This window comes from Serratia sp. 2723 (assembly GCF_050434425.1).
In the GTDB taxonomy this organism is placed as follows: Bacteria; Pseudomonadota; Gammaproteobacteria; order Enterobacterales; family Enterobacteriaceae; genus Chania.
This window is the reverse complement of sequence record NZ_JBNDIN010000002.1, coordinates 150,218-170,384: the sequence shown is the minus strand read 5'-3', so window position 1 is coordinate 170,384 and position 20,167 is coordinate 150,218. Positions and strand designations below refer to the sequence as shown.

General features: G+C 56.1%; 22 protein-coding genes. 14 read left to right on the top strand and 8 right to left on the bottom strand.

Annotation, left to right across the window (positions count from 1 at the left end; translation table 11 throughout):
• The first annotated feature begins 116 nt into the window (after positions 1-116).
• The 8 genes from mdcA to mdcH all read left to right on the top strand — a co-directional run bounded on the left by mdcA (position 117) and on the right by mdcH (position 7,277).
• Positions 117-1,778: a malonate decarboxylase subunit alpha gene (gene mdcA, locus ABIE29_RS03550; RefSeq protein ID WP_024528340.1), complete on the top strand. Its 1,662-nt coding sequence runs from the start codon at positions 117-119 to the stop codon at positions 1,776-1,778.
• Entirely contained in the window at positions 1,778-2,632 is an 855-nt protein-coding gene (locus tag ABIE29_RS03545; protein WP_429616864.1) for a triphosphoribosyl-dephospho-CoA synthase, read from the top strand. The genes mdcA and ABIE29_RS03545 overlap by 1 nt, the downstream gene beginning before the upstream one ends.
• A 21-nt stretch (positions 2,633-2,653) precedes the next feature.
• Positions 2,654-2,953: a malonate decarboxylase subunit delta gene (locus tag ABIE29_RS03540; RefSeq protein ID WP_021806268.1), complete on the top strand. Its 300-nt coding sequence runs from the start codon at positions 2,654-2,656 to the stop codon at positions 2,951-2,953.
• On the top strand, positions 2,946-3,782 hold the full coding sequence (locus tag ABIE29_RS03535) for a biotin-independent malonate decarboxylase subunit beta (RefSeq protein WP_429616863.1): 837 nt from the start codon (positions 2,946-2,948) through the stop codon (positions 3,780-3,782). The genes ABIE29_RS03540 and ABIE29_RS03535 overlap by 8 nt, the downstream gene beginning before the upstream one ends.
• Positions 3,779-4,585: a biotin-independent malonate decarboxylase subunit gamma gene (gene mdcE / locus ABIE29_RS03530; protein ID WP_429616862.1), complete on the top strand. Its 807-nt coding sequence runs from the start codon at positions 3,779-3,781 to the stop codon at positions 4,583-4,585. The genes ABIE29_RS03535 and mdcE overlap by 4 nt, the downstream gene beginning before the upstream one ends.
• 167 nt (positions 4,586-4,752) lie before the next feature.
• Positions 4,753-5,712, top strand: coding sequence for an AEC family transporter (locus ABIE29_RS03525; RefSeq protein WP_024484330.1), 960 nt, complete (start codon positions 4,753-4,755; stop codon positions 5,710-5,712).
• A 12-nt stretch (positions 5,713-5,724) separates the two neighbouring features.
• Positions 5,725-6,348, top strand: a complete 624-nt coding sequence (locus ABIE29_RS03520) for a malonate decarboxylase holo-ACP synthase (protein ID WP_429616861.1) — start codon at positions 5,725-5,727, stop codon at positions 6,346-6,348.
• Positions 6,348-7,277, top strand: a complete 930-nt coding sequence (mdcH, locus tag ABIE29_RS03515) for a malonate decarboxylase subunit epsilon (RefSeq protein WP_429616860.1) — start codon at positions 6,348-6,350, stop codon at positions 7,275-7,277. Before ABIE29_RS03520 ends, mdcH begins: the two co-directional genes overlap by 1 nt.
• On the opposite strand, the gene ABIE29_RS03510 is transcribed toward mdcH, so the two are convergent.
• Positions 7,274-8,194: a LysR family transcriptional regulator gene (locus tag ABIE29_RS03510; RefSeq protein WP_429616859.1), complete on the bottom strand. Its 921-nt coding sequence runs from the start codon at positions 8,192-8,194 to the stop codon at positions 7,274-7,276. The genes mdcH and ABIE29_RS03510 overlap by 4 nt on opposite strands.
• A 207-nt stretch (positions 8,195-8,401) precedes the next feature.
• Between ABIE29_RS03510 and yacL the strand changes: the two genes are divergently transcribed.
• A complete protein-coding gene (yacL, locus tag ABIE29_RS03505) occupies positions 8,402-8,764 on the top strand; it encodes a protein YacL (protein WP_429616858.1) in 363 nt (120 codons plus the stop codon).
• Positions 8,765-8,839: 75 nt separating this feature from the next.
• Here yacL and speD read toward each other — a convergent pair whose 3' ends face one another.
• From speD to ABIE29_RS03490, 3 genes are all read right to left on the bottom strand, one after another.
• Complete coding sequence (speD, locus tag ABIE29_RS03500; protein ID WP_429616857.1) at positions 8,840-9,634, bottom strand: adenosylmethionine decarboxylase; 795 nt, start codon at positions 9,632-9,634, stop codon at positions 8,840-8,842.
• A gap of 69 nt (positions 9,635-9,703) precedes the next feature.
• Entirely contained in the window at positions 9,704-10,567 is an 864-nt protein-coding gene (speE, locus tag ABIE29_RS03495; protein ID WP_429616856.1) for a polyamine aminopropyltransferase, read from the bottom strand.
• 154 nt (positions 10,568-10,721) lie between these two features.
• Positions 10,722-11,069: a YacC family pilotin-like protein gene (locus ABIE29_RS03490; protein ID WP_037375824.1), complete on the bottom strand. Its 348-nt coding sequence runs from the start codon at positions 11,067-11,069 to the stop codon at positions 10,722-10,724.
• 172 nt (positions 11,070-11,241) lie between these two features.
• On the opposite strand from ABIE29_RS03490, the gene cueO reads away from it, so the two are divergent.
• Positions 11,242-12,858, top strand: coding sequence for a multicopper oxidase CueO (gene cueO, locus ABIE29_RS03485; protein ID WP_429616855.1), 1,617 nt, complete (start codon positions 11,242-11,244; stop codon positions 12,856-12,858).
• 186 nt (positions 12,859-13,044) lie between these two features.
• Positions 13,045-13,581: a hypoxanthine phosphoribosyltransferase gene (hpt, locus tag ABIE29_RS03480; protein ID WP_429616854.1), complete on the top strand. Its 537-nt coding sequence runs from the start codon at positions 13,045-13,047 to the stop codon at positions 13,579-13,581.
• A gap of 41 nt (positions 13,582-13,622) precedes the next feature.
• On the opposite strand, the gene can is transcribed toward hpt, so the two are convergent.
• Complete coding sequence (gene can / locus ABIE29_RS03475; RefSeq protein WP_429616853.1) at positions 13,623-14,282, bottom strand: carbonate dehydratase; 660 nt, start codon at positions 14,280-14,282, stop codon at positions 13,623-13,625.
• 201 nt (positions 14,283-14,483) lie between these two features.
• Between can and ABIE29_RS03470 the strand changes: the two genes are divergently transcribed.
• The 3 genes from ABIE29_RS03470 (at position 14,484) to ABIE29_RS03460 (ending at position 17,626) form a co-directional block, all read left to right on the top strand.
• Complete coding sequence (locus tag ABIE29_RS03470) at positions 14,484-15,407, top strand: ABC transporter ATP-binding protein (protein ID WP_024484343.1); 924 nt, start codon at positions 14,484-14,486, stop codon at positions 15,405-15,407.
• Positions 15,404-16,174 carry an ABC transporter permease gene (locus tag ABIE29_RS03465; protein ID WP_429616852.1) on the top strand — a complete coding sequence of 257 codons (771 nt, stop codon included), beginning with the start codon at positions 15,404-15,406 and terminating at the stop codon, positions 16,172-16,174. Before ABIE29_RS03470 ends, ABIE29_RS03465 begins: the two co-directional genes overlap by 4 nt.
• 159 nt (positions 16,175-16,333) lie before the next feature.
• Entirely contained in the window at positions 16,334-17,626 is a 1,293-nt protein-coding gene (locus ABIE29_RS03460; protein ID WP_429616851.1) for a polysaccharide deacetylase family protein, read from the top strand.
• Positions 17,627-17,832: 206 nt separating this feature from the next.
• Here ABIE29_RS03460 and panD read toward each other — a convergent pair whose 3' ends face one another.
• The 3 genes from panD to panB all read right to left on the bottom strand — a co-directional run bounded on the left by panD (position 17,833) and on the right by panB (position 20,077).
• The gene (gene panD, locus ABIE29_RS03455) at positions 17,833-18,213 is read right to left on the bottom strand and encodes an aspartate 1-decarboxylase (protein WP_429616850.1); all 381 of its coding nucleotides are present in this window, start codon (positions 18,211-18,213) and stop codon (positions 17,833-17,835) included.
• A gap of 136 nt (positions 18,214-18,349) precedes the next feature.
• Positions 18,350-19,204, bottom strand: a complete 855-nt coding sequence (gene panC / locus ABIE29_RS03450; RefSeq protein WP_429616849.1) for a pantoate--beta-alanine ligase — start codon at positions 19,202-19,204, stop codon at positions 18,350-18,352.
• Positions 19,205-19,282: 78 nt separating this feature from the next.
• Entirely contained in the window at positions 19,283-20,077 is a 795-nt protein-coding gene (panB, locus tag ABIE29_RS03445) for a 3-methyl-2-oxobutanoate hydroxymethyltransferase (protein ID WP_429616848.1), read from the bottom strand.
• Between the last annotated feature and the right edge of the window lie 90 nt (positions 20,078-20,167).

Genomic DNA, 20,167 nt, shown 5'->3' with positions numbered 1-20,167 from the left:
TATTAAATCATTACTCTCAGGCTAACAAACCATCCCCCTGCTTGATTGATGGCGCTCTCCTAGACTCTTACTCTAACCGTACTGAACAGAACCAAGTAAACCCAGGAGGTTGAGGTATGTCGCTTCATCAAAGCCCCACGCGCGTTTGGGATACCCGGCGGCAGGAAAAAAAACGCCGTATCGCGAGTGTGCAAGGGCAGTCGCAGGGCAAAGTGATCCCCACCGCCGATCTGACCAGCGTGCTGGAAAAACTGCTGGTTTCTGGCGATCGGGTGGTGCTGGAAGGCAATAACCAGAAACAGGCCGATTTTCTCTCCCGTATGCTCGCCGAGGTCAACCCCACCAAGGTCCACGATTTGCATATGATCATGCCAAGCGTTGGCCGCGCCGAGCATCTGGATATTTTTGAAAAGGGCATCGCCCGCAAGCTCGATTTTGCCTTTTCTGGTACCCAGAGCCTGCGCATTTCCCAATTGCTGGAAGATGGGCAGCTCGAAATCGGTGCCATCCACACCTATATCGAACTCTATTCCCGCCTGTATGTGGATCTGGTGCCGAACGTGGCGCTAGTGGCCGGGTTCAAGGCCGATCGTCATGGCAATCTGTACACCGGACCAAGTACCGAAGATACCCCGGCACTGGTGGAGGCCACTGCGTTTAAAGACGGCATCGTCATCGCTCAGGTTAACGAACTGGTCGACGATGAAACGGACCTGCCAAGGGTCGATATTCCCGGTTCCTGGATCGATTTTGTGGTGGTGGCAGACAAGCCGTTCTTTATTGAACCGCTGTTTACTCGTGACCCACGCCTGATCAAACCGGTGCATGTGTTGATGGGGATGATGGCCATCAAAGGCATCTACGCCAAACATCAGGTGCAATCGCTGAACCACGGTATCGGTTTTAACACCGCCGCCATCGAACTGCTGTTACCTACCTACGGTGAGCAACTGGGCCTGAAGGGCAAAATCTGTAAACACTGGACCCTGAACCCGCATCCCACCCTAATCCCGGCGATTGAAAGCGGCTGGGTGGAGACCGTGCACTGCTTTGGCGGTGAGCTGGGGATGGAGAATTATATCGCCGCCCGCCCGGATATTTTCTTTACCGGTAGCGACGGTTCCATGCGCTCCAACCGCGCGTTTTGCCAGATGGCCGGTCAGTACGCCGTAGATATGTTTATCGGCTCTACCTTACAGATCGACGGTATGGCCCACTCTTCTACCGTGACGCGTGGCCGCCTCTCTGGTTTTGGCGGCGCACCGAACATGGGGCACGATCCACACGGTCGTCGCCACGCTACGCCTGCCTGGTTGGATATGATCGAAGAGCCGGATCCGTTGGCCCGTGGCCGCAAGCTGGTGGTGCAGATGGTGGAAACCTTCCAGGCAGGTGCCAAACCGACCTTCGTAGAAAAACTCGATGCCGTCGATGTGGCGCAAGAGTCTGGCATGCCGTTGGCGCCGGTGATGATTTACGGCGATGACGTGACCCACGTGCTGACCGAAGAGGGTATTGCATATCTGTATCGTGCACGCTCGTTGGAAGAACGCCGCGCCATGGTGGCTGCGGTGGCTGGTATTACCGATATCGGGCTGGGTGTGGATGCCAAACGCGTGGCCGAACTGCGCCGTGAAGGCAAAGTGGTGTTCCCGGAAGATCTCGATATTCGTCGTACCGATGCGTCGCGTTCTTTGCTGGCCGCGGGCAGCGTAGCGGATCTGGTCGAGTGGTCCGGCGGCCTGTATAACCCGCCAGCTAAATTCCGGAGCTGGTAATGAAACTTTCCCCCTGTTTGAGCGCCTCTGACGCGGATGTTGTTGCCGCGCGGTTGGCGGAGCTTGCCACGCAGGCGCTAGTGGATGAGGCGCGCCTCAGCCCGAAACCGGGGCTGGTGGATGCCCGAGGCTCCGGCGCGCATCAGGATCTGACGCTGGCGTTGATGGAACGTTCGGCCAGCAGCCTGACGCCGGTCTTCCATCGGCTGGCGATTGCCGGTTGGCAGCGTCGGGCAGATAGCGCGTTACGCCAGGAAGTGGGCCGGATTGGCCGGGAAGGCGAACAACGGATGATGACAGTCACCGCCGGTGTTAATACACATCGCGGGGCGATCTGGGCGATGGGCCTGCTGGTGACGGCGGTAGCTATGCAAGGCGGTAACGCAACGCCATCCAGCAGTTGCGCATTAGCCGCCCAACTGGCGCAGTTGCCGGATCACGCCAGCCCGAAGGTGTTCAGCAAGGGCTTGCGAGCTACTCAACGTTATCAGGTACCCGGCGCGCGGGAAGAGGCCCAGCAAGGTTTTCCGCATGTGATGCAACGGGCGCTGCCGCAGCTGTGGCACAGCAGGAGCCAGGGGGCCAGTGAACCAGCAGCGCAGATTGATGCACTGATGGCCATCATGACCACCCTGAGCGATACCTGCGTGTTGTCGCGTGGTGGATTAACGGCGCTGAAAACGATGCAGCAGGGGGCTGCCGAGGTACTGCATGCCGGAGGATATCAACATCCGGCAGGGCAGGCAGCGTTGGCCAAACTGGAGCAACGGCTATTGGCGAGCAATGCTTCACCCGGTGGCGCGGCCGATTTGTTGGCTGCGGCGCTGTTCCTCGATCGGGCTACGGCCCGCTGAATAATCAATCCAGAGGATGTTATGGAACATATCGATTTGAGTTATCCGGCCAGCATTACGCTGCCGGGTAAGGCACTGACCGGAGTCGTGGGCTCCGGTGACATGGAGGCTCTGTTTGAGCCTGCGGCTGACGGCACGCTGACGGTGGCGATCAAAACCTCCGTAGACGGTAGCCGCCAACGGTGGCAACACCTGTTTGAACGCCTGGCGTCATTGCGCGATTTACCCGCCGGGCGGCTAGAGATTAACGACTTCGGCGCTACGCCGGGGGTGGCACGGCTGCGCATCGAACAGGTATTTGAGGAGGCCGCCCATGCGTGATGATCTCAGCTTTATTGAACTCAGCGCCCGGGAGCGCGCCCGCAATCTGCTGGACAGCGGCAGTTTCCGTGAACTATTGGGGCCATTTGAGCGCATAACTTCACCCTGGTTGGAGCCACAGGGCATCGTCACCCAGGCCGATGACGGCATGGTGGTTGCCAAAGGCACCATTGACGGTAAACCGGCGGTGGTGGTGGCGGTAGAAGGGGCGTTTCAGGGCGGCAGTATGGGGGAAGTTTCCGGTGCCAAGATGGCTGCGGCTCTGGAACTGGCGGCGGAAGATAACCGCAACGGCATTGCGACCCAGGCCGTATTGCTGCTGGAAACCGGTGGTGTGCGTTTGCAGGAAGCCAACCTGGGGCTGGCAGCGATCGCGGATATTCATGCGGCGATTGTCGATCTGCGCCGATATACCCCGGTGGTGGGCATTATTGCCGGTACCGTGGGCTGCTTTGGCGGGATGTCGATTGCAGCAGCATTATGCAGTTACCTGATCGTCACCCGTGAAGCGCGCCTGGGCTTGAACGGCCCACAGGTCATTGAACAGGAAGCCGGTATCGAGGAATACGATTCCCGCGATCGGCCTTTTATCTGGAGCATGACCGGTGGTGATGTGCGCTATCGCAGCGGTTTTGTCGATGAAGAAGTCCCGGATGCGCTGCATGCGGTCAAGACGGCGATGACCGGTTGTCTGCAACGCGGCGTGCCTGCTCAGCACCGCTCCGACAATTATCACTACTACTTGCCGAAACTGTCGCAGTTTGACACCCGCCAGCAGGCGGACTCGGCGGTCATTGCTCAACTGTTTGCTGCGGAGGATCGGGTATGAGTACGTCATCATCAAGCCGTGGAGAATATTGGTTCTCTTTGCTGACGGCAGGTGCCGAACAGCGCCAGGGGCAGTGCGCCTCGATCCGGGTAGCGGACGCTGAATTAGAGGGCCATCCGGTGCGTTTTATCGCCGTGGTGCCGGATGCCAATAACCATTACCCACGCGCCGCACGCGGTGAGGTGGGTTTGCTGGAAGGCTGGACGTTAGCCCAGGTAGTCAGTGAAGCGGTCGCGGCTGACGTGGGTAAAGCACAAAAGCGTGCCATCGTGGCGGTGATCGATGTGCCGAGCCAGGCCTACGGACGCCGGGAAGAAGCCTTTGGTATTCATCAGGCGTTGGCCGGTGCGGCCGGTGCTTATGCCAAGGCTCGGCTGGCTGGTCATCCGGTGATTGGATTGATCGTCGGCAAAGCCATGTCCGGCGCGTTTCTGGCGCACGGCTATCAGGCCAACCGCTTGATTGCCTTCAACGATGCGGGCGTGATGATCCATGCGATGGGCAAAGAGTCTGCGGCGCGCATCACGTTACGCTCCGTAGAGGCGCTGGAGAAGCTGGCAGCAACCATTCCACCGATGGCCTATGACATCGAGCATTACAGCTCGCTGGGCCTGCTGGAACAGTTACTGGATATCCGTGACCCGCTGCAGGCCAGTGAGCAGGAGCTTAATCTGGTGCGCCACTCGGTGGTTCAGGCGATTGCTAAAACACGCAGTGAAGGCGTTGGTTTAACTAACCGCCTGGGGGCAGACAACCGCCATAGCTCTTCGCTGGTGCGTGAACGCATGCGCGCAGAGTGGTAATGCCACGTTAGCCATTTTTACGTCAGAGTTCAGGAACCTAATACCACCCGCCGGGAGAGCGCATATGATGCGTTCTAGCCCGGCATAAAGCTTCACCTGCATATAACAATATAACTAACACCATCGCACCTGATCTGACTGATTTTTTTATTTTTAACAGGTGATTTATGACATACGTAATTATTCATGCCTTGGCACCGATTTTTGTCATTATGCTGCTGGGCTTTTTTGCCGGTAAGGCAAAAATGGTCGATAACCAGAACGTTTCATTACTCAACATCTTCGTGATGGATTTTGCACTGCCGGCGGCCCTGTTCGGTGCTACCGTACAAACGCCCTGGGCGGGGATCGTTGAGCAGTCGCCGCTGATCGTGGTGTTGGTGCTGGCGATGTGGATCACCTATGCGGCGATCTATTTTACCTGCACCGGGATCTTCCATAAGTCTCCGCAGGATGCCGCAGTGCTGACGCTCACCGTGGCGTTGCCCAACTATGCCGCGCTTGGCCTGCCGATCCTCGGTAGCGTGCTGGGGGAAACGCCGGGAACCTCGCTGTCCGTGGCGGTGGCTATCGCCTGCGGTTCGGTATTGATGACGCCGTTCTGCCTGCTGATCCTCGAGCGTGAAAAAGCCCGCGCGGCCGGTGCGGTTCAGGGATCCAGCCTGGGGATGTTGCCGGTGCTGATGTGGCGCTCGGTGAAAAAACCGATCGTCTGGGGGCCGCTGCTTGGGGTGGTGCTGTCGGCGGTAGGCGTGCATATGCCTGAAATGGTGCTGGCCGCGATCAAACCGCTTGGCCTGTCGGCCACGGCGACGGCGCTGTTCCTGACCGGGGTGATCCTGTCTGCCCGTAAGTTGCAGATCAACGGCCCGGTGCTGCTGTCGAGCGTGACCAAACTGCTGATCCAACCGTTTATTGCCTGGGGTCTGGTGCTGGCATTGGGTCTGCACGGTAGTGTGGCCATTACCGCTATTTTGATGATCGCCCTTTCCGCCGGTTTCTTCGGTATCGTCTTTGGTAACCGTTTTGGCGTGCAGTCGCCGGATGCCGAGGCCACGTTACTGATCAGTTCCGTGTTGTGTATCATTACATTACCGCTGTTTATCACCCTGACCTCAGGGATGTAACTGGAGCAACCGATGATTCGCCCGCATGACCTGATTTGGATCCGTGACCGTGCTGCCCTCAGCGCCGATGAGGCGTTGCCGGAGTGGGTTAGCCAGCAGTGGCGCACTTCATTACCGTTGGTAGTACGGCGCGATGTTCAGGATAGCGGGCGGATCCCGGTGGGGATCCGGGGTATGAAACGCAGCCAGCGCGCCGCAGCCTGGGTTAGCTCAGAGGCTATCCGGCGCGTAGTGACGCCGGAGTCTTTGGTGAGTGAGCCGTTGGCGTTACTGCACTCGAGCTTTGTTTCCCAGCCTCCGGTGCAGGCGCTCATCATGCTGGCTCAGCGGCCTTGGCCGTGGGGCTGGGGCGTGACCGGCAGCTGTGGTTATGCGCTGGCGACCGAAATCCCGGTGATGCATGCCGACAGCGATCTGGATCTGCTGGTTCGCTGCCCGCAGCCTGCCAGCCTTGATGAGTTGCAGCGGCTGGCGCAGTGGTTGCAGGCGCTGCCTTGCCGCGCCGATGCCCAAATAGAAACGCCGCTCGGCGGCTTTGCCCTGAGCGAATGGCTGCGGGATGGACGAGCGATGCTGAAAACCGCTGAGGGGCCGTTGTTGACGACGGAGCCATGGACCCGCTCTCAGGAGATCTGATGAAGATTTTATTTACCTTTCCCGGTCAGGGACCGCAGGTGCCGCAAATGCTGCACCAACTGCCGGCCAATGAAACTACCCAGCGGTTGTTAAGCGAAGCCTGCGCTGTACTTGACCAGGATGTACTGGCGTTGGACAGCGCCGAAGCCTTACAGAAAACCCGGGCGGTGCAGCTGTGCCTGCTGATAGCCGGAGTGGCCTACGCGCGGGAATTACAGCAGCACGGGGTCGAGGCTGATTTTGTCAGTGGGTTATCCATCGGCGCTTTTCCGGCTGCGGTGATCGCCGGGGCCTTGGCATTTCCCGATGCCGTCCGGCTGGTGGCGTTGCGTGGCCAGCTAATGGAGGAGGCTTACCCTGCAGGATATGGTTTGGCGGCGATTGTCGGCTTGCCGTTGCGCCAGGTGGAAAAGCTGATAGCAGAGGTCAATAGCGCTGAGTTGCCGGTCTATCTGGCCAATATCAATGCCGAAGACCAATTGGTCATCGCGGGTAGCGAAGCCGCAATGGCGCAGGTCATGGCGTTGGCAAAAACCGCCGGTGCGGCGAAAACCCAGCGTTTGGCGGTGAGCGTCCCTTCCCACTGTGCCCTGTTGGCACAACCGGCGGAAAAGCTGGCGCAGGCCATGAAGCAGGTCACCATCCATCGGCCACAGATTGCCTATCTCAGCGGCAGTACCGGGCGCGTGTTATGGCAGCCAGAGCGGATTGCCGACGATCTGGCCTATAACATGGCCCGCACCGTGCGCTGGCATGAGGCGATGGTGGCGGCCTACGAACGGGAAGTCCGTCTGGCGATCGAAATGCCGCCGGGCGCGGTATTAACCGGCTTGACCAAAAAAGTGATGGAGCAGGGGGAAGCGCTGTCCCGCTGCCAACTGGGCCTGAACGCGGTATGCGGCATTGTGGCCAAATATCGGCGCGATTAGACTGCCCTATCACCGCGAGCATACATACGGCCTTCCGCCGTTAACGCCAGCAGGTTCGGATCCTGCTGCTGGTTACGGTTGAATACCAACGCGATGGTTTGGCGCATTTGGTACTGTTCGCACAGCGGCAGTAATTTCAACGAGTGTTCATACATCTTCTTCATCCGGCCTGGCACCAGCGTGTAGCCCACTCCGGCCTGCACCAGGCTGAGCATTGAGAAAATATCATTCACCCGGGTGACGATTTCCGGTTCAAAACCGGCAATCTGAAACGCTTCGCTAAAGCCGTGATAAGTGGCGAAGCCTTCGGTCAGGGAGACAAACTTCTGGCTGCGAAAGTCTTGCAGGTCTGCCGTGCCATCGCTGTTTAGCACCGAGGCTGCCGGTGCGGCAAGATAGATATCATCTTCAAACAGCGGCAGGATCTCAAAGCGCAGCGGATCGATTTGACTGTCCGAAACCGAAATCAGGATGGCATCCAGCAATTGGTTCTCCAACTGGGCCAGCAGATCCTCATTCGATCCCATCGTCAGGCTGATCTCCATGGCCGGGCGGCGTACCTTCAGCCCCATGATCAACCGTGGAATGGTTTCCAGCGTCAGTGAATAGAGCGTGCCGATACGCATGCGTTGCTGGCCAAACCCCGCCTTCAGCCGAGTTTCTTCGATGCCTTTGTAGGTGAGATCTACGATATCGCGTGCGTATTCTGCCAGCGTTTGCGCAGCGGGCAGGGGCAGCAGGTTGCGCCCTTTATGAATAAACAGTGGGCAGCGGAAGCCCTCTTCCAGGGTATGTAACGCACGATGTACGCTAACGCTGCTCAAGCCAAGCTGTTCTGCTGCTCGGCCGATGTTTTCCTTCTCCATAAACGCCAGAAAGATTTCCAATTTTTTCAGGGTGATTTCGCTGTCGATCATTGGCTCGGTTTTGGGTAAGGGCTAAGGAATGTCATGATAACAACAATTGTCCGTCCATAGCAGGCACCGAGAGCCTTCCCAAGCCCAGGGATAAACCGTTATATTGCGCCGCAGTTTATTTGGCCCAATCGATCAACTTTGCGAGCGCCCACTGAGATAGTGGCGAATTAAGGGTTACACTTATAAAAAAGCTCAGGAGGGCATGCTATGGATTACGAATTTCTGCGTGACGTAACCGGTCAGGTAGTAGTCAGACTTTCTATGGGGCATGAGGCCATCGGCCATTGGATTAACGAAGAGCTCAAGGGTGATTTTAACCTGCTGGACCGTATCGAAGCCGGTGCGGAAGGGGTCAGGGGCAGTGAGCGTCAGTGGCAGTTGGAAGGCCATGAATACACGTTGCTGATGGACGGTGAAGAGGTGATGATCCGCGCCAACCAGTTGGAGTTCGAAGGCGACGAAATGGAAGAGGGGATGAACTACTACGACGAAGAGAGCCTCTCTTTCTGCGGCATCGAAGATTTCCTGGCGGTGTTGAAGGCTTACCGCTCGTTTATGCTTAACTACTGATTTTGCCTCTGTCTAAAGAGGTGGCAGTATTTGGTATGAGAGACAGGGCAACCTCGGCTGCCCTGTCTCTCTATATCACAGGTGCGGAATATTGCGTCCGTAGTAGATCTCCTGCATCTCTTTCCACAGCAGATCGGTGATCCTTTTCCGCTCCGCCTCGCTCAGTTCGTCCGGTTTGGCGTTGAACAGATAGTGTTTCAGATCGAAATCCTTCAGCAGCATCTTGGTGTGGAAGATGTTCTCCTGATACACATTGACATCCATCATGCGGTACAGCGCCTTCATATCCTCGGACATAAAGTTCTGGATCGAATTGATCTCATGATCGATGTAATGTTTCACTCCGTGGACATCGCGGGTGAAACCGCGTACGCGATAGTCCATGGTGACGATATCGGATTCCAACTGATGGATCAGATAGTTCAGCGCCTTGAGCGGTGAAATCACGCCGCAGGTAGAGACTTCAATATCGGCCCGGAAGGTACACAGGCCGCCTTCTGGGTGGCTTTCCGGGTAGGTGTGAACGCAGATATGGCTTTTATCCAGATGTGCCACCACCGTCTTTGGCAGCGGTCCTGGATGCTCAGAGGTATCCACGTCTTTCGGATCGACCGGCTCTTCGCTCATCAGGATGGTGACGCTGGCGCCTTGCGGATCGTAGTCCTGGCGGGCGATGTTGAGAATATTGGCGCCAATGATCGAGCAGGTTTCACTGAGGATCTCGGTCAGGCGGTTGGCATTGTACTGTTCGTCAATGTAGGCGATATAGCCATCGCGATCGTCTGCGGTTTTGGCATAACAAATATCGTAAATACAAAAACTCAGGCTTTTGGTCAGGTTATTGAAGCCGTGCAGTTTTATCTTTTGCAATTAGGTTCACCCCCTTTACCCGTCGTCTTTCAAGCTGCAGCCTGAAATCCATAGGGTATCTCTTTTTGTTTAACGCGAAACGTTCAGTGCATTGAGCAAATACTGCGGCAGAGCAAAGCTGCCAGCGTGTATTGGCGCATTGTAGTAGCGGCAGTCTAAGCCACTTTGCTGAAAGCGTTGTTGCAGCGTGGTGACATCCAACTGGCGCAAAGCCGGGTTCTGGCTGGCCCAGGCAAAGGTCATGATGCCGCCGTAATAGGTCGGGATCGCCGCCTGATAGAAGCTGACGTCGTTAAAATACTGGCTGAGCTTGGTGTGGCTGTTGACCGCTTCGTCCTGTTGCAGGAAGCAGACGCCGTTCTGGGCCACGAAGATGCCACCCTCGTTGAGGCAGCGTGCGCAACCTTCATAAAACGCCGAGGTAAACAGACTTTCACCGGGACCGATCGGATCGGTACAGTCCGAAATAATCACGTCGAATTTTTCGTCGCTCTGGTTGACGAAATTGACGCCATCGTCGATCACCAGCTTGAAGCGCGGATCGTCATAGGCACCGGCGTTGTGATTAGGTAAGTATTGGCGGCAAAATTCCACTACGCCCGCGTCGATCTCAACCATGGTGATCTGTTCAACGCCCTGATGACGGCAGACTTCACGCAGCATAGCGCCGTCGCCACCGCCGATAATCAGCACTTTCCTGGCCTGGCCATGGGCCAGCAGCGGCACGTGGGTCATCATTTCGTGATAGATAAATTCATCGCGCTCGGTGGTCTGCACCACGCCATCGAGAGCCATCACGCGGCCCAGCACCGGGTTGTCAAAGATCACCAGATCCTGATGTTCGGTCTTCTCACGGTAAAGTACCTGCTCCACCGAGAAGTACTGGCCAAAGTTGGCATGTAGCGTTTCATACCAAATCTCTTTCTGGGTCATGTGCGGGTTACTCCGTAATAACAACCATGAAAAGTGAGCGCAACATCATAAACCCTCCGGGTGGCAAATTACAGCATTGTCGGCAGGGCAAAAAATAGGCGATAGCCAACCCTGCCGGCTGTCGCTGGCAGAGTGGGTAGAAGCAGGGGAGTGATTAGTTGGCGTAGGCCAGCAGGCTCAAGGAGTCGCGCGCCAGAGATTTGCACTTATTGGGGGTAGGAATAGCGATGCCGCTGAGATCGCGATAGCTGTCTTCACCCAGGGATTTCATATTAAAGCTATTATAGTTAGTTAAATCCCAACGGTTTTGCTGGGCGAAGTACACGATGGCGCGTTTGATTTGCGCGTTAGGCAAATCGTTGTAGCCACAGTCGTTTTTTAGATAGACAAACACCGCGGTCAGATCGGCCAGATCTTCCGCTTCGGATTCGTTCAGCGCCAGGCTGGCATTGGAAAAGCCCAGCATAGTCAGCAACAGCATCAACAACGTTGTTTTTTTCATCATAAAATAGACCTGTTCAATATTTGCTGACGTTAACACACTTGGCTGTAAGGGCACCAAATTTATTATGCTGGCTTAACATTCTACAAGATGTAGCACTTGACCTTCCACTAAGGGGAGGGTTTAGGCTGCGGACATTAAGCTTTCGATCACTGAGAAAAGGGAACCAGCGATGTTACGCCGTGATTTTATCAAACTGACCGCCGCAATAGGTGCCGCAAGCGCCTTGCCATTATGGAGCCGTGCCGCCTGGGCGGCCGATCGTCCAGCCTTGCCGATCCCACCAATTTTGACGCCAGATGCACAAGGAAAGATCGCGTTGGCGCTGCAAACCGGTGAGATGAACTGGTTGCCTGACGTGGCTACCCGCACCTGGGGGATCAACGGCGCGTTGCTTGGCCCTGCGGTCCGTTTGCAACGGGGTAAGCCGGTGACGGTAGATATCAGTAATAAACTGCCAGAGGCCAGCACGGTGCACTGGCATGGGCTGGAGATCCCCGGTAATGTTGACGGAGGTCCACAAGCCTTGATCCAACCCGGCACCACCCGCACGGTGAGTTTCACTGCCGATCAGCCAGCGTCTACCTGCTGGTTCCATCCCCATACGCATGGCAAAACTGGCCAGCAGGTGATGATGGGGTTGGGCGGATTAGTGCTGCTGGAAGATGACGAAAGCAGCCAGTTGCCTCTGCCGAAGACCTGGGGAACCGACGATATTCCGGTGATCCTGCAAGATAAGCGGCTGGGCAAAGACGGCCAGATCGAATATCAGCTGGACAGCATGAGCGCGGCCGTGGGCTGGTTTGGCGACCGCATGTTCACCAATGGCGCCAGTTATCCGCAACACATCGCGCCACGCGGCTGGCTGCGTCTGCGGTTCCTGAACGGCTGTAACGCCCGCTCGCTTAACCTGTCCACCAGCGACAATCGGCCATTATACGTGATTGCCAGCGACGGTGGCTTCCTGGGCGAACCGGTTAAGCTGACCGAACTGCCGATACTGATGGGCGAGCGCTTTGAAGTGTTGGTCGATGCCTCCGATGGCAAGCCGTTTGATATCGTTACCCTGCCGGTGAAGCAAATGGGTATGACGTTGGCCCCGTTCGATCAGCCGCTGCCAGTATTGCATATTCAACCATCGTTGGCGCAGGGGGTGAAATCCATGCCGGACAGCCTGGTGAAATTACCAGCGCTGCCATCGCAGGCCGGGGTGCAGGAACGCTGGCTACAGCTGATGATGGATCCGAAACTCGATATGATGGGGATGCGGGCGCTGATGGATCGCTATGGTCACCAGGCAATGGCCGGCATGAGCATGGATCACGGCAATGCCGCTGGCAACATGGCCGGTATGGATCATGGCAAGATGCAAAGCATGGATCACGGTAACATGGCGGGAATGGACCACGGCAAGATGGATCACGGCAGCAAGCCGTTTGATTTAAGCCATGCCAATACCATCAACGGCAAAGCCTATGATATGGCCAAGCCGGCGTTTGAGGCCAAGCGCGGTAAATACGAGAAATGGACCATTTCCGGTGAAGGCGACATGATGTTGCATCCGTTCCATATCCATGGCACCCAGTTCCGCATTCTGTCGGAAAACGGCAAGCCACCGGCGGCCCACCGGGCAGGCTGGAAAGATACGGTACTGGTGGAAGGCTGGCGCAGCGAAGTGCTGGTGCGTTTCAATCATCTGGCCAGTGCCGATCAGGCCTATATGGCCCACTGCCATCTGCTGGAGCATGAAGATACCGGCATGATGTTAGGCTTTACCGTCGCCGATTGATATACCCGTTGTGGCTTATGAGACCCATTTATGGGTCTCTCATCAACCGGCTCATTACCCTAGGGGCGCAGCATGCTGCGCCCCTCTTGTCCATCAATGGTAGCCCTCAATCGCTTGGCCGCGTCGCCAGCGCCCGCCAGCTATGCTAAACTCTGCGCCCTTCTTCCGGCAACTGACCTGAAAACTATGAAACACACTGTAGAAGTAATGATTTCCGAGCAGGAAGTTAAGACCCGTATTGCTGAACTTGGCCGCCAGATCACCGAAGACTACCGCGATAGCAGCAGTGACATGGTGCTGGTCGGGCTGCTGCGCGGTTCTTTCATGTTTATGGCCGATCTGTGCCGCACCATTGAGGTGCCGCATGAGGTCGATTTTATGACCGCTTCCAGCTACGGCAGCGGCATGTCTACCACCCGCGACGTGAAAATCCTCAAAGATCTGGATGAAGACATCCGTGGTAAAGACGTATTGATCGTCGAAGACATCATCGATTCCGGCAACACTCTGAACAAGGTGCGCGAGATCCTGGCGCTGCGTGGGCCGAAGTCTTTGGCGATCTGTACGCTGCTGGATAAGCCTGAGCGCCGTGAGGTTGAAGTGCCGGTGGAATATGTCGGCTTCCCGATCCCGGACGAGTTCGTGGTGGGTTATGGCATCGATTACGCTCAGCGTTATCGCCATCTGCCTTACATCGGCAAAGTGGTGGTGCTGGACGAATAATCCGGCTGGGGTTCAGCAGGGCGCTGAACCCCGATAAGGCGCTAGAACAGGCCTTTCTCCTGCTTGAGTGTGGCTATTGCTTTGCGGTAGCCCATCTCCAGGCTTTCACGGCTGGTAGCGGTGACTTCCAGATCGTGCAGACGACCGTCCTGGATACCGTACACCCAACCGTGGATCATCACTTTCTGGCCGCGTTTCCAGGCAGACTGCATGATGGTTGAGTGGCCCAGGTTATACACCTGCTCAATCACGTTGATCTCGCACAGCACATCCAGACGTTGTTCCGGTTCCAGTTCGCCGAGCAGGGAACTGTGTTTGTACCACAGATCGCGAATATGCAGCAGCCAGTTGTTGATCAGCCCCAGTTCCGGGTTCTCTACTGCCGCTTCTACGCCACCGCAGCCCAGATGGCCACAGATGATGATATGCTCCACCTCCAGTACGTCGACGGCATACTGTACCACCGACAGGCAGTTCAAATCGGTATGGATCACCAGATTGGCGACGTTACGGTGAACGAACAGCTCACCCGGCTCCAGGCCGGTCAGGCGTTCGGCGGGGACGCGGCTGTCTGAGCAGCCGATCCATAAAAATCGCGGCTTTTGCGCTTGTGCCAAACGCTCAAAAAAGCCGGGATCTTCCTGGTTGATGTTAGCGGACCAGGCTTGGTTATTGGCGATAAGCCTTTCGATTTCTTTCATGGCGGTTATTGGCCTGTTATGAACGAATTGCGTTGATGTAATATATGGCAAGCGTCACAATTTGGAAATCGGAACAGTGCATCAATTTTCCGCCCTCTGGAATGCGCACGGATTCGACTCAGTAGTTAGACCGCTGATGATAAACTCCCTCATAGACAAGTTCGGCAGCCTACTTATCTTCACAAGGTACTCTCACAACTTATGAATTATGCACTGGAAATAGCGCAGCTGACCAAAACCTACGCTGGTGGCGTCAAGGCATTGCGCGGTATCAATCTGAACGTGGAGGCGGGGGACTTTTATGCCCTGCTGGGGCCGAACGGCGCCGGAAAATCCACCACCATCGGCATTATCAGTTCGCTGGTTAACAAGACGGCGGGCACGGTGCGAGTGTTTGGTTACGATATCGATAAGGATATCGTTAACGCCAAGCGCCAGCTCGGGCTGGTGCCGCAGGAATTCAACTTTAACCCGTTTGAAACCGTGCTGCAGATTGTGGTCAACCAGGCGGGATATTATGGCGTGGAACGCCGCGAGGCGATGGCGCGGGCAGAGAAGTATCTCAACCAGCTCGATCTCTGGGGAAAACGTAACGAGCGGGCGCGTATGCTGTCTGGCGGGATGAAACGCCGCCTGATGATTGCCCGTGCGCTGATGCATCAGCCCAAACTGCTGATCCTCGACGAACCGACCGCCGGGGTGGATATCGAACTGCGTCGCTCGATGTGGGGGTTCCTCAAAGAGCTGAACGCCCAGGGCACCACCATTATCCTGACCACGCACTATCTGGAGGAAGCGGAAATGCTGTGCCGCAATATCGGTATCATCCAGAATGGTGAGCTGGTAGAAAATACCTCGATGAAGGGGCTGTTGGCCAAACTGAAGTCCGAAACCTTCATCCTCGATCTGGCGGCGAAAAGCCCATTGCCGCATCTTGAGGGTTATCACAGCCGTTTGACGGACACCTCCACGCTGGAAGTGGAAGTGATGCGTGAGCAAGGTCTGAACGGCCTGTTCACCCAACTGAGCGCGCAGGGGATCCAGGTCCTGAGTATGCGTAACAAGGCCAACCGGCTGGAAGAGCTGTTCGTCAACCTGGTGAATGGCAATGGAGAACAAGCATGATGCATTTGTATTGGGTGGCCTTGAAAAGCATCTGGGCCAAAGAGATCAATCGCTTCGCCCGCATCTGGATCCAGACGCTGGTACCGCCAGTGATCACCATGACCCTGTATTTCATCATCTTTGGCAACCTGATTGGGTCGCGTATTGGTGAGATGCACGGTTTTGATTATATGCAGTTTATCGTGCCGGGCCTGATCATGATGGCGGTGATCACCAACTCCTATGCCAACGTGGCGGCGTCGTTTTTCAGTGCCAAGTTCCAGCGCAATATTGAAGAGCTGCTGGTGGCACCGGTGCCGACACACGTGGTGATTGCCGGTTATGTTGGCGGTGGCGTAGCGCGTGGTATCTGTGTGGGGATCCTGGTGACGGTGATCTCGCTGTTCTTCGTTCCCCTGGTGGTCCATTCCTGGTGGGTGATCGCGGTGACGCTGCTGCTGACAGCGATCCTGTTCTCGCTAGGCGGTTTGCTCAATGCCGTCTTTGCCAACACCTTTGACGATATCAGCCTGATCCCGACCTTTGTGCTGACGCCGCTGACCTATCTGGGCGGGGTATTTTACTCGCTGACGCTGTTACCACCGTTCTGGCAGGCGGTCTCCAAACTGAACCCTATCGTCTACATGATCAGCGGTTTCCGCTTCGGCTTCCTGGGCATTTCCGACGTGCCGTTAGCGCTGACCATGCTGGTCCTGGTGGCGTTCATTGCGGTGTTCTACGTGCTGGCCTGGTATCTGATTGAGCGTGGCCGCGGCTTGCGTTCCTGATGTGATGCCCCTCATCCTAACCCTCTCCCACAGGGAGGGGGGACCGATCGTGCCACAACCTGACTACAAAGCCCTTTCTCCCGGCGATTTAAATCGTGCTATGCTGGCACCCCACATTTTCTTCATTTTTTCATGACGCACTCGTAAGCAGAACAAACCATGCAGCCTCAACACAAGATAGCAGCAGGGCTACTCGGCATTGTTATGTCGTTGTTGGCACCGGCGGCGTTGGCGGATTTGCTGTCAGAAGACAGCGCTGTTCAAGCCCAATACATGGAAATCCAGCGTAACAGCGAGGTTTATTCGTTGATCGGTGAGCACGTGATCCCGGTCGGTGAAGTAAAAAAAGGGCAACTGATCCAGATGCTCCCGGCGGATGCGGAATATTACGAGCTTAAGTTTGGCTACGGCACTGGCTTTATCGATAAAAACGACGTTCGCGCCATCAGTAAAACCCGTAAGGTGCAGGACGATCTGGGGGATCTGAACAAACCGCTGACCAATCAGAATCTGATCACCCAGCGTGCAATTAACGTCTACACGGCGGCGGATAACAAAAGTGAAATCTTTGGCGTACTGGAAGAGAACCTGCGCTATCCGATTATCGGCAAGCTGAAAGATCGGCTGAATAATACCTGGTATGAGGTCAATATCGGCGATCGCCTGGGATTTGTCAGTGAGTTGGACTGCGAAGTCGACAACGGCATTCCGGTGCTGACCTATCACCACCTGCTGAAAAACGAAGAGAACAAACGTTTCCGTAATACCTCAACCACCACCTCGGACGTGGCCTTCAGCAACCAGATGACCTATTTGAAGCAGACGGGTTATGACACCATCTCGATGTATCAGCTGGAAGCCTACCTGAAAAATCAAATCAACCTGCCGGGCAAAGTGGTGCTGCTGACCTTTGATGACGGGTTGAAGTCGGTTTATCGCTATGCTTATCCGGTACTGAAGGATTATGGTTTTCGCGCTACGGCGTTTATCATCTCTTCACGCATCAAACGTCATCCGCAGAAATGGAACCCGGATTCGCTGCAGTTTATGAGTATTTCGGAGCTGAAAGCGAGCCAGGATGTGTTTGATATTCAGTCGCATACCCATTTTCTGCATCGCACCGATGGCAACCGTCGGCCGATCCTGCTCAGCCGTTCACTGCACAATATCGAATTCGATTTTGAGCACTCAAGACGGGCATTAGAGCAGTTTAACCCGCATGTGCTGTACCTTTCCTACCCGTTTGGTGGCTATAACCAAAAGGCGATCCAGGCGGCAAAAGATGCCGGGCTGCATTTGGCCGTGACTACGGTGCAGGGCAAAGTGAAACCGGGTGATAATCCCTATACCCTGAAACGGCTGTATATCCTGCGTACCGATTCCATCCCCACCATGGCGGAGCGGATAGCCAACAAACCTGGTACGTTACCGGGTGTGACGGTAACAGAATAGAGAAGATGGCCCCTCACCCCAACCCTCTCCCAAAGGGAGAGGGAGCTGAAAAGCCCCTGCTCTGTTGTAAGAAAGCTGCAAATCTCAGCAAAACTAACGCTCCTTGACCCAAAGTGAGTCAACGAATGCACATGATGGATCGCTGTACTTTCAGAGCATCTCGATCGGTTCCCTCTCCCTTTGGGAGAGGGCTAGGGTGAGGGGCATCAGGCAACCTGAACGGGGACGGCTTTTGCCTTGCGTTGCAGGTAGTTGTCACCTTCGAAGTAGGCGACTTTGGGATGGTGCTGGCGGGCATCGGCATCGCTCATCTGCACGTAAGAACAGATGATCAGTTTGTCCCCCACGCAGGCACAGCGGGCGGCTGCACCGTTGACCGAGATAATGCGCGAACCGCGTTCGGCGGCGATGGCATAGGTGGAGAAACGCTGGCCGTTATCCACGTTATAAATATCGATCGCTTCATATTCCAGGATCCCGGCGGCTTCCAGAAAATCCTGGTCAATGGCGCAGGAGCCTTCGTAGTGCAGGTCAGCCTGAGTCACTTTCACCCGATGCAGCTTGCCTTGCAACATAGTACGTATCATAGCATTACCTAACTGAATATCGGCCTTTTCAGGCGGCTGAGGAAGAGCAGCTCCCTTGCAATAATTATCGTCACCGAAAACCCGATCAGTCTACCGCCAACCGGGTAAAAACGGCAATGACTGTACAACAAATGGCTTATTGCGTCAGGTCGACCTGCTGATTATCGATCAGGCGGGCTTTGCCCAACCAGGCGGCCATCAGCACCACGGCACGGCGGCTTTCTACGCCTAGCGGTTGCAGCGTGTCGGCATCGCGAATAAACAGCTCGTCTGGGGTGAAACCTGCCGCGCGCAGCTTCTCGGCTGTCTGTGCCAGGAGTTCTTCGACGTGGCGTTCACCGTTGCCGAGCTGCTCTGCCAAGGCGTTCATGATTTTGTTCAACTGTGGCGCGATCTTGCGTTCTTCTGCGGTGAGATAGCCGTTGCGGGAGCTTAGCGCCAGCCCGTCTTTGGCCCGCACCGTCGGTACCCCAACGATATCAATGTCATAGCCCATATCCGCCACCATCTTGCGGATCAGCGCCAACTGTTGATAATCCTTCTCGCCAAAGCAGGCCAGATCCGGCTGGATCAGATTGAACAGTTTGCTGACGATGGTGGAGACACCGCGGAAGTGGCCCGGGCGGCTAGCACCTTCCAGCATAGTGGAGATCACCGGTACGTCGACGCTAGTGTGTTCTTCCAGCCCTTTGGGGTAAATTTCTGCCGGGGCAGGGGCGAAGATCAACTCGACATTACGGCGATTGAGCTTTTCACAGTCTTCCTGCAAGGTGCGCGGATAGCGCTCCAGATCGTCTGCACGTTCGAACTGCAGCGGGTTAACGAAAATGCTCACTACTACCACGTCGGCACGGGCGCGGGCTTCTTCGACCAGCGTCATATGGCCTTCATGCAGATTGCCCATGGTGGGCACCAGCGCAACGCGTTTGCCTTCTTGCCGCCAGCGGCGGATCTGCTGGCGCAGCAGTGGCAGGGTTTCGATAATTACCATTCCATAACTCCTCGGTGTCTCCCCCGGTGTTTAGGTTCCGGGGGATAAGCTAGTCAGCTATCAATCTTGGCCGATCACTCAGTTGAACGAGTGCTCTTCGTCGGGATAAATACCTTGCTCGACTTCCCGAATATACAACTGCACGGCGCCGCGAATATCGCCGCCCTGTGCCAGGAAATTTTTGGCAAATTTAGGGGTATGGCCGCCGGTGATCCCCAAGGCGTCGTGCATTACCAGGATCTGGCCATCGGTTGCATTCCCTGCACCAATACCGATCACCGGGATCGACAAGGCTTCGGTGACCTGGCGGGCCAGCTCGGTCGGTACGCACTCCAGCACCAGCAACTGCATACCGGCCAGCTCCAGATTTTGGGCGTCGATCAACAGTTGCTTGGCCGCCAACTCATCGCGCCCCTGCACCTTGTAGCCGCCAAACACGTTGACGGATTGTGGCGTGAGGCCAAGATGGCCGCAGACGGGGACGGAGCGCTCCGCGAGCATTTTCACCGTTTCGCAGAGCCAACTGCCACCTTCCAGTTTGACCATGTTGGCCCCGGCGCGCATCAGCTCGGCCGCGCTCTGGCAGGCCTGCTCTGGCGTGGCGTAACTCATGAAAGGCAGGTCGGCCAACAGCAGGCTGGCTGGTGCCCCACGGCGTACCGCGCGGGTATGGTAAGCCACGTCGGCCACGGTTACCGGCAGCGTTGAGTCATGCCCTTGCAGCGTCATTCCCAGCGAGTCTCCGACCAGCAATACTTTAATACCTTGTTCTTCAAACAGCTGGGCAAAGCTGGCATCGTAGGCGGTAATAGTCGCAAACTTGCGCTGCTCCTGCTTCCACTGGCGTAAATGGCTCAGGGTGGTAGGTTTCATCACAATGTCTCCTGCAGTAACCGCGCGGCCTGGATTTGTAGCACGGTGGTAAAAAGTGTTGTCATTCTACTGTAACCCTTCAGGGGTGGG